Source organism: Pseudomonas fluorescens, assembly GCF_019212185.1.
Taxonomy (GTDB): Bacteria; Pseudomonadota; Gammaproteobacteria; order Pseudomonadales; family Pseudomonadaceae; genus Aquipseudomonas.
Genome location: NZ_CP078138.1, coordinates 858586 through 872321, shown reverse-complemented (window position 1 = coordinate 872321; position 13736 = coordinate 858586). Strand labels below are relative to the sequence as shown.

Sequence of the window (13736 nt, the reverse complement as noted above, 5' to 3'; positions counted from 1 at the left end):
GGGTTCTCCAGAAGGCGTATAGCTTCGGGCGATTTGGCCAATCAAGCAAGGCATTCAATCGACAACATTGAACTCGACCCGCGCCGTCTGTCCGCCTTCATCCAGCACACTCAACTCGACCCGGCCAAGCTGCTCGAAGGTGGCGTTGATGCTGTCCTGATGGGCGCTGTCGCCCAGCGGCGTGCCGTTGACGAACCACCAGCGCCGGCCGCTGCCACCCAGGGCCGAGAGTTTAAGACGCAGCAACTCCTGGCTGGCCGCCGGGCGGCGCAGTTGGTCGCCGTCGCGCACGCCGACGATCGACAGCGGCGAGGATGGCGCCAGCATCGGCCCCGGGCAGTCCGGGTCATTGGCCGGCAAGCGTGCCTCGCGCCGTTCGACCTTGGGCAGCCAGGGCTCCAGCGCTGCTGGCCACAAGGCAATTTCACGCGGCATTGCGCCCGGACACTTGGCGTCGACCCGCAGGCCCTTGGCGTTGACCCAGATGTTTTCCACCAACCCGGTGCCCAGCGGTTGGTCCATGGCCTGCAGGGTCGGCGGCGTGGTGCCGTCCAGGGTCCAGGCGAAGCGCTGGCGCCGGCAGTTCGGATCGCTGCGGCTCATGGGCTGACCGAGGGGCCAACAGATCGCCGCCACCGAGACGTTGGCCGGCACCGGTTGCACAGCGGCAGAAATGCCGCGCTGGCTGTCGCGGTTGGTCAACACATCGTGCACCTGCAGCATCAGTGGCGCCGCCGAGGCCAAGCCGAACTGCCCCGGCACCGGGGTACCGTCCGGGCGACCGATCCAGATGCCGATCAGATAACGCGGCCCCACGCCAATCGCCCAGGCATCGCGAAAGCCGTAGCTGGTGCCGGTCTTCCAGGCCAGCACCGGACGTTGAACCAGTTCGGCGCGCGGGTCGCGGTCCGGGCGCGCCTGGCCGCTGAGAATCCGCCGCACGATCCACGCCGAGCCGGGCGACAGCAAGGGCCGCTCGCGCAGTTGATCGTCGGGCTGCAAACGGATGTTGGCGCTCTTGCCGCCACGGGCGAAGGCGCGGTAGCCGCTGACCAGGTCTTCAAGGCGACTGCCCGCACCGCCGAGGATCAACGACAGGTTGGGCTCGGCCATGGCCGGCAAGGCCAGCGGCATGCCGCCGGTGCGCATCTCGGCGGCGAAGCGTTTCGGCCCGTAGGCTTCGAGTAATTGCACGGCGGGCAGGTTGAGCGAAGTCGACAACGCACTGCTGGCCGGCACAGGGCCGCTGAAGCCCATGGAGAAGTTGCCCGGTCGGTAATCGCCGTAGCGTCGTGGCACGTCCTGCAGCAGCGACTCGGAATGGATCAGCCCGGCATCCAGGGCCATGCCATAGAGGAACGGTTTGAGTGTCGAACCGGGCGAACGCAGGGCACTGATCATGTCGACATGACCAAAACGTCGGGCATCGTTGATGTCCACCGAACCGAGGTAAGCGCGCACCGCCATGGTCTGCTCCTCGACCACCAGAATCGCCGCCGAGGTGCGCTCCGGTAAACGCGCGCGCCAGCCCAGCAGCAAATCTTCGAGGCGCCGTTGCAAGGTGGCATCGAGGGTGGTGCGAATCAGTGGCGGGCTGTCCGGCCGGTTCAGGCGCCGTGCCAGCAGCGGCGCCAGGCTCGGTTCCAGGCGGGGCGCCAGGAGCAAGGGTTCTTCCAGGGCTTCGTCGACTGCCGCCTGCGGCCACACGTTGAACTCGGCGAGGCGGCGCAGGACCTTGTCCCGGGCGATCTGCGCTCGTGCCGGGTGACGGTCCGGACGCAGACGGCTGGGGGCCTGGGGAAGTACCGCAAGCATGGCCGCCTCAGCATGAGTCAGGTGCCTTGGCGACTTGCCCAGATAGGCCCAGCTGGCCGCCGCCACCCCTTGCAAGGTGCCGCCAAACGGCGCGCGATTGAGGTACAGGTTGAGAATCTGTTCCTTGGACAGGTGCCACTCCAGTTGCCCGGTGCGCCACAGTTGTCGCAGCTTGCCCGGCAGCGTCCGCGAATGGGGATCGAGCAAACGCGCGACCTGCATCGACAGGGTGCTGCCGCCGGACAGCACGCGCCCGCCACTGAGGTTCTGCCAGGCCGCCCGTCCCAGCGCCAGCGGGTTGACTCCGGGGTGTTGGTAGAACCAGCGGTCCTCGTAGGTCAGCAGGGCGTCGAGGTAATACGGCGAGACTTCATCGGTGCGCACTGGGTAGCGCCACACCCCATTGGCATCGGCAAAGCGCCACAGCGGCGTGCCGTCTTCGGCCAGCACCACCCGCGCCAGGTCGTCCTTCGGCAAGGGCAGCGGCCAGATTCGATCGGCCAGCCACAGCAGCGCCACCAGCAGGAGCACGCCAGCGATCAACCGACGCAGGAATCGGCTGACAGACAAACGCCGCGCCGCTTTTGCAAAATTCAAACGCGCAAACCTCTATGCTTCGGGAACTTGGCCGCTCACACCACAGCCAAAGCCTCGGCAGCGACGGCAACACCCACTCTTTGATCAGGACGCACACATGCAGGTAGAAAGCTTTTTTGAATGGCTCGGCCAGGCACTGGGATCGGTCATCCGCTTTATCGTCGAGATTCTCAGTGGCTTGTTCAATACCCTGACCCACGCCGGCGGCAACTTTGTCGAAGGGCTGTCGCAGGCATTGGGCATGGACACCTCGGTGATCAGCATCATCAGCCTGGTGGTCGGCCTACTTCTGTTGTACTCGGCCATCCGCGCCTTCATGCGTGCATCGATTATCGCCGGGGTGATCTGGCTGGTGCTGGGCTTGTGGGTGTTGAGCTGGGTGATCCATTGATCACCCAGCCTGCCGTCAGCGACCCTTGATCACCATCTGCGGCGCGGTTTCACCCAGCGCCTGCCAGTTCGGCCGGTACATCGACTCGACTTGCGGCGGCGGCACCCGGTAGGTCCCCGGAGTCACCGCCCGCGCCAGGTAAAGCAGGTGCGTGGTGCCGTAGCCGTCCAGGTTGAGCGCCGCGACATAACGATCATCGCGGAACTCCTGGTGCTTGAGACTGGCGTTCTGCATCGATTCACGCCACTCCTTGACCTTGCTGCTGGCGTTTTCCAGGCTGGCAGCGCTTTGCGCCAGGTTCTGGTTTTCCAGCTCCAGGCCGGCCGGCAGCAAGTCCACCACCAGCGCATCCGGCACCCGTTGCTTGGCATTCACGGCGATGTGCACCAGCACCAGGTCACCGCTATTGAGTGCCTTGAGGTCCAGAGGCTGGCCGTTCATCCCCAGGTACTCGCGACGAATGCTCAGGTTTTCACCGCCAGGCAGCGGCGCCTGCGCGGGGTAGCCAGAGATCGTCAGCTGTTGATAGACCGGCTCGCTGCCCTGGTTGCGCAGGCTCATGTCCGACGACAATAACTGGCCTTCCAGGGCCAACGCCGGCTGCTCGTTGCTCAACGGGTATTCACCGCCACTGCCGTCGAACACGACCTTCCAGGCAGTCTCGGGTTTGCCCAGCAGGCCGCGACCGGCGAGAAACAGCGCATTGCGTTCCTGGGTCGACAACCACGGGTTGCTGGCGAGCAGATCGGACAGCTCGAACAGCCGCTCCTCACGCTTGCCCTTGGCCAAGTCATTCTCTTCCAGCAAGGCCAGGATCATCGCCTGGTCGCGCAACGGGCTGCCGTAATCGGCCAGCCAGTCGTTGCCCTGGCGGGTGCTGGCCAGCCCGGCGAGCAAGGCCTGGTCGGCGCGCGGCTGATCGCCCATTTTCTGCAAAGCGATCGACAACTGCACCAGCGGCAGCCCGGAGCGGGAATCGCTGCGGCGCTCGAACAGGCTGCGCAGCGCACCCAGCGGCGCCTGCTGACTGCGAGCCAGGACGAGGCCGGCATAGGCCTGCACCGCGAAGCGCGTGTGCTCGGCATTTTCGCTGTAATCGACCTCAATCAGGTTGCGCTCCTGCAAGTAGCGCAACAGACGCTCGCTGGCCTTTTTCAGCGCCTCGGGCGGCACGGCATAACCCTGGTCCCGAGCGCGCAGCAGGAAGTCGGTGACGTAAGCCGTCAGCCAGTATTCCTCTTCACCGTCGGCGCCCCACAGGCCGAAGCTGCCGTTGTAGCGCTGCATGCCCAGCAGACGTTCGATGCCCAACTCAATCTTGCGCTTGCGCGTCGCGTCCGGCTCGCCTTCCAGGCCCAGGCGCTTGAGGCTCGCGGCATCGGCATAGAGCGACGGATAGAGGCCGCTGGTGGTTTGCTCGGCACACCCATAGGGGTAGGCCTTGAGCGCGCGAATCTGCTCGCCCAGATTCAACGGTGGTCGGCTGGAAAGGCTGAGCAAGGCCTCGCGCCCGGCCGGTTCGAACTGCGCCAGCGCCCCTTCCGGCAAGCTCCATGGCTGGTCCTTGAGCACTGCGCGGTAATGCTTGAGCAAGGCCGGATAGGCCGGACGAATCCCGAGAGTCCATTCGCGACTGAAGGGCGGCAGGTTCTCGCCCGGCAGGTCGAGGCCATTGACCAGCACCTTGACTTTGCCTTGGCCAAATCCGCCGAGCGCGTGCACCGGAATCCGCAGCGTGGTGCGTTGGCCCTGAGTCAGTTGCACGCTTTGCGCGGTCTCATTGAGCAATGCCAACTGTCCTTCGGTACTCAGTTGCACCGTAAGCGTCTGCGCCTTGCCTGACAGGTTGGACAGGTCCAGGGCTAAGGTGGTCTGGTCGCCACCGGCGAGGAAGCGCGGGGCCGAGAGTTCGGCGATCAGCGGGGCGGCGACCACCGTCTTGCCTTCGGCCATGCCATAACGCTCATCGGTCCAGGCTTGCGCCATCAGCCGCAGCTCGCCATTGAAGTCCGGGATATCGACGCTGACTTCGCCCTCCCCCTGCTCATTCAAGGTCACCGGCGCGCTTTGCAGGGCGACGATGGTCACGCTGGTGTCCGGGCGCTTGCCGCCCTTGGCCAGCGCCGCGTCACCACCGAATGCCAGGCTCGCCAGGCGCCCTTGGCCGGCTTCGATCAACTGCCCGTAGACGTCCAGTTGGTCGGCGCCGTAGGCCTTGCGCCCGAACAGGCTGGAGTACGGATCCGGCGTCGGGTATTCGGTGATATTGAGGATGCCGACATCGACTGCGGCCAGCAGCACGTGCACCTGTTTCGGCACGCTGCCGTCGGCGTTCTTCGCCTGGATCTGCACCTTCAGCGGCTGCTTGGGACGCATTTTTTCCGGCGCCGTGAGGCTCAGGCCGAGCTTGCGCTGGCTGCGTTCCAGCGGCAGGTGCAGCACCCCCACGGCACGCTTGGGCGTGACATTGGCCTTGCGTTCACCGGGACGAATGACCAGTGCGCTGACGTACAGGTCATGGCGCGCCCAATTCGGATCGAGCTTGATGGCAAAGCTCTTGCCCTGCGCCGGCACGTCGATTTCCTGCCACCACAATGGGCCGTCCGCCGACTCCAGCAACAGGTAACCCTTGCCGGCAGCCGGTGGCGTCACTGTGACGCTGGCGGTATCGCCGTCGCCATAAGCGGGTTTGTCCAGCGCCAGCTTGACCTGATCGGGACGCACCGCGCCGCCTTCGGCGTTGTCCTGGGCCCGGTAACCGGCCCAGAAGCGCACGCTGCTGATCACGCCGGTTTGCGGATCTTCGACTTCCACCCGATAAGGGCCCCACTCCACCGGGAAGCTGACCTTGGCGGTGTCGCCAGCCTTGATGCTGAGGGTTTCCTCGGCCTGGTTGAGGAACTTCTCGTTGAAGTGATAGCTCCAGCCGTCGTTATCCGAGTAGTTCCAGTAGTAGTCGCGACGCTCGCGGACCAGGCGCACCTTGAGGTTGTCGGCGGCCAACTTGTGGCCTTCCTTGTCGGCCACCAGCAGCTCGAACTCGACCGGACCATCGCCATCGGTTTCTTCACCCTCGAACAGCCCGCGCAAGCCCGGCATGCGCTCGGCCGGCCACACCGGCTGCACCACACGGCGGGTGATCGGACGGCCGCCGGACTCCTGCAAACTGGCCTGGACAATCAACTGCAACGGCGACCTGGCTTCGGCCCATTTGCTATCCAGGGAGATCAACACCTCGCCCTGCGCATCCAGCGCGGTTTCTTCCAGCTCCAGGTCCTGGCTGAGCTCTTCCTCGGTGACCGAACCGAACTGATAGCCCGGCAGGCTTTTCACCGCTTCACGCAGGGGCCGCACGTAGACCTGGCCGCTCAGACGATTGCCGGCTGCCGGAGCGCCGTAAAGGTAACGGCCATTGACGCTGATTTGCGCGGTCTCAGTCGGTTTGATTGGCGCATCATTACCCTTGAGTTCAAGGGCCAGGCGCTCGGGCAGAAAGTCTTCGACCAGAAATTCATAGAGCTGGGGCTTGCCGTCCCCCAGGTCGAACAGCAACTGCCAACGCCCGGTTGGCGCCTCGGCGGCCAGTTGCAGCGGGTATTGATAGAGTCCGGACGCATCGGCGTCCCAGACGAACTTGCGACTGACCTGCTCGTCTGGACGACGGACCTCGACACTCACCGGCTGCGGCTTCACCGCATTGCCGTCGGCGTCCCGCAATAGCGCGTTAAGCAGCACGGTTTCACCGGGACGGTAGAGATCGCGCGGCCCAAACACAAAGAACTGCAAGGGGTGCGCCTGGGGCCCGGCGATATTGAACTCGGCCAGGTCCAGCGCCGCACTATTGAGGCGCAGCAGGCTGGTCTGCTCGCCCTGATGGGCCAGCAACACCTCGGCTTTTTTCGGCAGCGGCAATTGCGCATGACCGCCACTTTCAGTCTTGCCCTGGCCGACCACCCGACCTTCGGCGTCGAGCAGTTCGAGGCTGATGCCTTCCAGCGCCTTACCGCCTTCGAGCGCCTGGGTGAACACGTCGAGGCGGTTCTGGTAGCGGTGCACCGACAGGCCGATGTCACTGAGGGTGAACAGGGTTGCCGGTTGCGAATAGTTGTAGGTGCCGGAAGCGCGCATCACTGCCAGGTACACGCCGGGCTGTTGCAACGGTTTGAGGCCGGCAATCGGCAGCAGCAGGGTTTCGCGAGTATTGTGCGCCGGGTTGAGGTCGAAACGGCCACCGTAGACCAGCTCGGCCATCGGCAGCAATTCACGGGATTCATAGCTCTGCAGGCTGTTGCTGCGTCCCCATTGGGCGAGGAAGGCCGGCAGCGCTTCGGACTTAATGCGGAAGAATTCGACATCGATCTTGTCGACATTCAACGCGATCACCGGCAAGCCTTCGGCGAGGCGAGTCGGCAGCAAGGTGCCACGACTGGCGAAACCGACGGTCGGTTGCAGGTCGCGGGTTTCCAGGCGGCTGACGTATTCGGCGGCGAGCTTGCTGTCGTTGACCGCCACCAGCCCGGCATCCACGGTCAGCACCAGCTTGCGCTGCGGCTCGAGGTGGCGCAGGCGCAGCTCCATGAGGTTATCGGACAGTTCCCAGGCACCGTCGACCTTGCCGCTTTTGCTGTCGACCAGGTGCAGTTTTTCGGCGAACTTCTGCTGTGGGTCCAGCGGCACCGAGAAACTCACCGACAGGGTGCTGGCACCGTCGACCTGGATTTCCGAGACATCCACCACGCTCAGCTCGCGGCCGGCGTAGCGCTGTTTCAAGGTCGCGACGTCTTGCACCACAGGCGCCTTGGGCACGCTGGCGGCTGCCGGCGCAGTGGCGCTGGCCGTGGTTTTTTCGGAAGTCGACGAATCGCAGGCGCTAAGCAAGGCCAGCGCACAGACCAGGAACAATCCTTTGTTAAGCATGGGGCACTCGATGGCAGAAGTATCGACGGGTTGAACTATAGCCCAAGCACCTGTCGGGCTGGACTGATTGACCGACGTTTGGCCGATTGGTTCTCGGCGCCGGTTCTGCCGCTACAATGGCCGCTCTCGCAAGGAGCCTGCATGTCCACGCTGATCACCGACTGGCGCGATCGCCCAACCCACCGCCGGGTCTGGGCGCTCGCCGCGCCCATGATTCTCTCGAATATTTCCGTGCCCCTGGTAGCGCTGGTCGACAGCACCGTGATCGGTCACCTGCCCCACGCCCATCAACTGGGCGCCGTCGCCGTGGGCGCCAGCCTTTACACCTTCCTGGCTTGGGCCATGGGCTTCCTGCGCATGGGCTCCACCGGCTTCGCCGCCCAGGCCGCCGGGCGTGGCGACGGTGCGGCACTGCGGCAGATTCTGTTGCAAGGGCTGTTGCTGGCGCTGGGCCTGGCGCTCGCCCTCGGCATCGTCGGCGTGCCCTTGAGCGGGGTGGCTCTGCACTTCATGCAGCCGTCGGTCGAACTCGAACAGCTGACCCGGGACTTTTTCCACACCCGGCTCTTTGGTCTGCCGGCGGCACTGGCCAGTTATGCCTTGGTCGGCTGGTTCCTCGGCACCCAGAATGCCCGCGCGCCCTTGGCCATCCTGCTGACCACCAACCTGGTGAACATCGCTCTCAACCTGTGGTTCGTGATCGGCCTGGACTGGGGCGTGGTGGGCTCGGCCCGTGCTTCGGTGATTGCCGAGTGGACCGGCGCGCTGCTCGGCCTGGCGCTCACTCGCGGCGCCTTGCGCGCCTACCCCGGGCACATCGCGTGGGCCGCCCTGGCGCTTTGGCACAACTGGCGACCACTGCTGGCGGTCAATCGCGACATCTTCATTCGCAGCCTGGCCCTGCAATCGGTGTTCTTCATGATTACCGTGCAAGGCGCACGGCTCGGTGATGCCACAGTGGCCGCCAACGCCCTGTTGCTCAACGGCCTGTTGCTCACGGCGCACGCCCTGGATGGCCTGGCCCATGCGGTCGAGGCATTGTGCGGGCACGCCATTGGCGCCGGTGATCGCCAGGCGCTCCGCCGTTCAATGGTGGTGTCGTGCGGCTGGTCGTTGCTCGCCAGCACCGGCTTTGCCCTGCTGTTTTTGTGCGCCGGGCACCTGTTCATCGATATGCAGACGGACATCCAGAACGTGCGCGACACCGCCTACCACTATTTACCGTACCTGGCGGCGCTGCCATTGATTGCGGTCTGGAGTTACCTGCTCGATGGCCTGTTCATCGGCGCAACCCGGGCGCGGGAAATGCGTAACGGCATGCTGTTGACCGTGATCATCGCCGCACCGTTTGCGTGGTTGCTGCAAGGGTGGGGTAACCATGGCTTGTGGCTGGCGTTTCTGCTGTTCATGGTGCTGCGCAGCGTGACGCTCGGCGTGATCGCCTGGCAGCTGCGCAGTCAGGACAGGTGGTTTACCGCTCAAAAATGATCGTTGCGCCAGTGTTGGCGCAGGCTGTCGAGGCGTTCCTGCTGTGTCCGCCCGGACTGCGTCGGCAGCAAGGTGGCAGTGGGGTGTTGCAAGCGCAGGCGCAGCCAGCCGTCCAGCACGGCGGGCTGGGTGAAGCCCTGCTCAAGACCTTCCTGGAGATTGGCCCAGATCACCTCGTAGTCTCGTTCGGTGGAGCGACTCCAGAACCATGCATGCCGCTCGAGCATGCACGCCTGCAACCGTCCCTGCTGGTGCAGGCTTAGGTAGTCGTCAACCGCCAGCGGCTCCACGGCCAGGTGCGGATTGACCAATTGCTGCCAGCCCAGGCTGCCCAGCGCCCGGTCGGCCCAGGTCCCACCGTACCAGTACAGCCGATCAATCGGACCTAACCAACGACTCAGCTCACGGGCATCGCAGGCATCGAAAAAATAGCTGGCGGTACAGGGGTTGTAGTAGTTCAGCAGGCCTTTGTAATGCAGGCCGAAAGTGACCGTCAGCATGCGTCGCAAATGCTTGAGCAGACTCGGCGTTGAAACGTCAGCCTGCAACAGCAGACCCGCCCATTCCCCTGGCTGCTCATGAACACATTGCGCCAGCTGCGAATGGGGCAAGAGCTCGACCAACTGCGGACCGTCCTCGCGTAACGGGTGCAAGTCAGTGCTGGCAAACACGGCATGTGCTGCGGCGGGGGCAAATTGCTGCAGCTTTTCTTTCATGGGCGGCGCCCCCGGTACATCCAATATTATCCACTGAGCCGTACGGGCCACATTCATGCCGCACCACTCAAGCCAGGCCCCACGACCATTCGGCAAGCACAGGCACCCTGCCGGCAATGACTGAAGCTGCCGCCACCCGGTATCAGGCACAACAGGGTCAATGGCTGACCGTCCTGAACCTGCTTGAGCCAGTCCTGGTGCTCCTGCTCCGTACCCTCCCCGGCTTCGGCAACGGTGTCGAGGGGCGCAGCCTGCAAGTGGATGCTGGGACTTGAGAGGATCACCTGCGCTGGCTCAAAGCGTACCTCGCTGCTACCGAGCCTGAATTGTTCCTGCAGGGCCGGCCCGGCGCCCACCACCTCGACCTGCGGTGCTTGCGCCATGAAGGCGGCACGGCTGATCTGCAGGTGCAATAGCGGCGCCTCTGGCGCTGACCGGTTGTCGAGGGGATAGGTCGGCGAGCGGAATATCCCGCTGATCACTGGCCGGTCCGGATCGCCCTCGATGAAACTCACGCACAGCTCGGCGCCGACCATCAGGCCAGCAAGCGCTTGCGCACTGAATCGCTCGGAGATTGGCAGCCAACAGTGGCTGGGAGCACTCCCTTCACCCTGATACAGCCAATCGAATTGCACCGCGACCCTTTGCCGCGAATCACGGTGAGCGCCATCTATGCTGACCACCCTCCCACGCTGTACGCCGGTCATCTGTGGTTTCTGCAACGCCTGCGTCGGCGCCAGCGAAGCCCCCCAAGGGCGCAGCCACAGCTGATTGTGATACGGCACTGGCGACGCTCGCGTGCCGGCATGCTCGACTCGGCTGATCAACCACTGGCCATGGCTGGCAGCGTCGGCGTACCCCGAAACCAGCAGATGCCCTCCCGCCCGGACAGCGGCCTCTTCGGTTCGCGCCCGCGCCCCGCCCCCCAGCCCTTCGACATGCACCTCAAAATGGCTGACGGCATGGCTTGCCTCACCGTCGATCCACAGGCTGTCGGCCGCACAGTCCTCGGGCCAGCTGTCGATCAAGACCAGGCAGTGGGTGTCACGCCGATGGTGAAAGTGATAGCGAATTCCGTGTTGCTCGCAAAGGCGCTGGAAGAACCCCAGGTCCGTTTCACGGTACTGAGTGCATAGCTCCAGCGTCGGATAATTGCCCTGCAACTCGAACCGACAAAGGTTTGCGCCAATCCCATGCTCCTTCAGGACCTGCGTCAGAATCTGCGGCACCGTGCACTCACTGAATAGCCGTTGATTACTGCGCCGGGACAGGCATGCCAGCCTGGGCCCCAGGGTCAAACGCCAGAGTCCGGGCGTCGACGGATCGTGCAAGGGGACCAGGTCTTGAATGAGTCCATGGATACCGCCCCCCGCCGCGCCAAAACTGAAATAGGCCGTACGAAACAGCAAGCTGCCGGTGTCCAGCAGGCAATCGTCCAGGTGCAGATCCAGCAGAAACTCAAAAGGTTGGTTGATGGCTTCGTTGCCGGTGAAGGACAGGACGGGAAGAGGTTTGGCGTGGCCCGTCAGCTCCAGGTGAAATGACGGCTCGTGAAGGGGATCGAACATCGGCTTTTCTCTACAGGAGGGGCGGGCCGGGGATTCTCGCTGAGAGACATGGCCGAGTAGAGTACCGAAATACAACTTGGGAAAAGGACTACGCGAAATAAAGATGCAGCATCGTTGAAAGTGCTGCAGCTTGGAAAAGCACTGCAAGAAATCAGAAAAGCCTTACCGAACTATCCGAATCACCCGTAGGACGCGGGATATTTTCAGACAGCCCGGTAGCAGCCGTTCGTTACCTCAAGAAGACAGATAAGACGAGCGAGTCAGACCCAGGCGCAACGCATCGAGGTACTGGGTACGCTCCGTAGCGCTGATCCGCGCACTGGCAACCTTGTCGCGGTAATGGGTCATCAACTCTTCCGGCGACAAGTGCACGTAGCGCAGCATGTCTTCGATGGTGTCGTGGGTTTCGATACCCGCGTGATACACACTGCCATCGGCGTTCTGGTAGATGTTCACCGAGTCGGTGTCACCAAACAGGTTGTGCATATCGCCAAGGATTTCCTGATAAGCGCCGACCAGGAAGATCCCCAGCAGGTAATCCTCACCGTCCTTCAGGGCGTGTACCGGCAGGCTGGTCTCGATGCTCTGCTCGTCGACGTACTGCTTGATCTTGCCGTCGGAGTCGCAGGTCAGGTCTTGCAGCACGGCGCGACGCAGCGGCTCTTCGTCGAGGCGGTGCAACGGCAGGATCGGCAGAACCTGGCCGATGGCCCAGGTGTCCGGCAGGCTCTGGAACACCGAGAAGTTGCAGATGTACTTGTCGGCCAGCTTGTCGTTGAGCTCGTCCAGCACCTGGCGATGGGAGCGCTGACGGGCTTTCAGGGAGTTGTGCAGACGGCGGCAAACGGCGAAGTAGCACTGCTCGGCCAGGGCTTTTTCCGCCAGGGTCAGCTTGCCATCGGCGTACTGCGCGGCGACGTCGCTCATGTAGTGAGTGGCGCGCCAGTAGGTTTCGGTGACCATTTCAATGTCGGTCGGCCCCAGCAGGTCCACCAGCCATTGCACGGTTTCCGGCAGGGCTTCCTTGTTCTCGATCTGCGGCACGTCGTCGTTGTGTTTTTCGACGTCGGTGACCTGTACCACCAGCATGGCGTGGTGAGCGGTCAGGGAACGGCCACTCTCGGAGAAGATGTTCGGATGCGGCAGGCTCTGCGCGTCGCAGAACTCCTTGAGCATGCCGACCACGACACCGGCGTAATCGTCCATGTCGTAGTTGATCGAGCTGGCGTTGCGCGAGTGCGTGCCATCGTAGTCAACACCCAGACCACCACCGACGTCGATGTGATCGACCGGCAGGCCGAGGTTGCGCAGTTCGCCGTAGTAGCGGATCGCTTCCTTGAAGCCGTGCTGGTAGTCCGCCAGGTTGGCGATCTGCGAGCCCATGTGGAAGTGCAGCAGGCGGATGCCCTGATCCAGGCCGGCGCCACGGAAACGCTCGACCACCGACAGCAATTGCGCGGCGGACAAACCGAACTTGGATTTCTCGCCACCGGTATCGGCCCACTTGCTCGATGCCAGGGACGACAGGCGCACGCGCAGGCCGACCTGCGGTTTGACCTTGAGCGAGGCGGCTTCTTCGATCACCAGGCCGACTTCGGATTCTTTCTCGATCACGATGAACACGTTGTGACCCAGCTTCTGGCCCATCAGCGCCAGGCGGATGAACTCACGGTCCTTATAACCGTTGCAGACGATGGTGCCGCCCTTCGGCGCCAGGGCCAGGACCGCCAGCAGCTCCGGCTTGGAACCGGCTTCCAGGCCAATGGAGACGTTCTGCGTGGCGATGATGTTCTCAATCACCGCTTCCTGCTGGTTGACCTTGATCGGGTACAGCGCGGTGTATTTGCTCTGGTACTCGAGACGCTCGATGTTGGCGTCGAACGCGCCCGTCAGCTGACGCACGCGGTCTTGCAGGATGTCCGGAAAGCGAACCAGCAATGGCAAGGACAGGCCGCTCTTGCGCAGCTGGTCGACTTGCTCGAACAGGTCGATAGGCGAGCTGTTCGGACCGTTCGGACGAACTTCGACGCGACCGGCGTCATTGATCGCGAAATACCCGGCCCCCCAATGGCGAATCCCGTAAACACTGCGGCTGTCCGCAACTGTCCATTGGCTGCCATCGTCTTTGCGTGTGCGTCGTACGGACATTGAAGTCCCCTATAAATGAAGTCGAAGAGCGCCATCCGGGTTGAGGGCTGGCGCATTCTAAGGAATGAAAATGACGATTAGCCTGCATGCAAGGTC

General features: G+C 63.6%; 7 protein-coding genes. 2 read left to right on the top strand and 5 right to left on the bottom strand.

Features of this window, described 5'->3' with window-relative positions; genetic code table 11:
* Positions 1-54: 54 nt before the first annotated feature.
* Positions 55-2367, bottom strand: a complete 2313-nt coding sequence (gene pbpC / locus KW062_RS03700) for a peptidoglycan glycosyltransferase PbpC (RefSeq protein ID WP_105754122.1) — start codon at positions 2365-2367, stop codon at positions 55-57.
* Positions 2368-2509: 142 nt separating this feature from the next.
* On the opposite strand from pbpC, the gene KW062_RS03695 reads away from it, so the two are divergent.
* Positions 2510-2803 carry a hypothetical protein gene (locus KW062_RS03695; RefSeq protein ID WP_027617629.1) on the top strand — a complete coding sequence of 98 codons (294 nt, stop codon included), beginning with the start codon at positions 2510-2512 and terminating at the stop codon, positions 2801-2803.
* Between the two features lie 15 nt (positions 2804-2818).
* Here the strand turns inward: KW062_RS03695 and KW062_RS03690 are convergent, their stop codons facing one another.
* The gene (locus KW062_RS03690) at positions 2819-7720 is read right to left on the bottom strand and encodes an alpha-2-macroglobulin family protein (protein WP_105753963.1); all 4902 of its coding nucleotides are present in this window, start codon (positions 7718-7720) and stop codon (positions 2819-2821) included.
* Between the two features lie 141 nt (positions 7721-7861).
* Here KW062_RS03690 and KW062_RS03685 point away from each other — a divergent pair, with 141 nt between their 5' ends.
* Positions 7862-9208, top strand: a complete 1347-nt coding sequence (locus tag KW062_RS03685; RefSeq protein ID WP_027617627.1) for an MATE family efflux transporter — start codon at positions 7862-7864, stop codon at positions 9206-9208.
* Here the strand turns inward: KW062_RS03685 and KW062_RS03680 are convergent.
* The 3 genes from KW062_RS03680 to speA form a co-directional block, all read right to left on the bottom strand.
* A complete protein-coding gene (locus KW062_RS03680) occupies positions 9199-9981 on the bottom strand; it encodes a DUF4123 domain-containing protein (protein WP_105753964.1) in 783 nt (260 codons plus the stop codon). The genes KW062_RS03685 and KW062_RS03680 overlap by 10 nt on opposite strands.
* On the bottom strand, positions 9978-11492 hold the full coding sequence (locus KW062_RS03675; RefSeq protein WP_105753965.1) for a contractile injection system protein, VgrG/Pvc8 family: 1515 nt from the start codon (positions 11490-11492) through the stop codon (positions 9978-9980). The genes KW062_RS03680 and KW062_RS03675 overlap by 4 nt, the downstream gene beginning before the upstream one ends.
* Before the next feature lie 234 nt (positions 11493-11726).
* On the bottom strand, positions 11727-13640 hold the full coding sequence (gene speA, locus KW062_RS03670; protein WP_027617624.1) for an arginine decarboxylase: 1914 nt from the start codon (positions 13638-13640) through the stop codon (positions 11727-11729).
* Between the last annotated feature and the right edge of the window lie 96 nt (positions 13641-13736).

What these genes read in the sequence shown, in the direction of transcription:
- KW062_RS03690 (WP_105753963.1), bottom strand. Translation starts at nt 7,720, where the DNA reads ATGCTTAACAAAGGATTGTTCCTGGTCTGTGCGCTGGCCTTGCTTAGC.
- KW062_RS03685 (WP_027617627.1), top strand. Translation starts at nt 7,862, where the DNA reads ATGTCCACGCTGATCACCGACTGGCGCGATCGCCCAACCCACCGCCGG.
- speA (WP_027617624.1), bottom strand. Translation starts at nt 13,640, where the DNA reads ATGTCCGTACGACGCACACGCAAAGACGATGGCAGCCAATGGACAGTT.
- KW062_RS03675 (WP_105753965.1), bottom strand. Translation starts at nt 11,492, where the DNA reads ATGTTCGATCCCCTTCACGAGCCGTCATTTCACCTGGAGCTGACGGGC.
- KW062_RS03695 (WP_027617629.1), top strand. Translation starts at nt 2,510, where the DNA reads ATGCAGGTAGAAAGCTTTTTTGAATGGCTCGGCCAGGCACTGGGATCG.
- KW062_RS03680 (WP_105753964.1), bottom strand. Translation starts at nt 9,981, where the DNA reads ATGAATGTGGCCCGTACGGCTCAGTGGATAATATTGGATGTACCGGGG.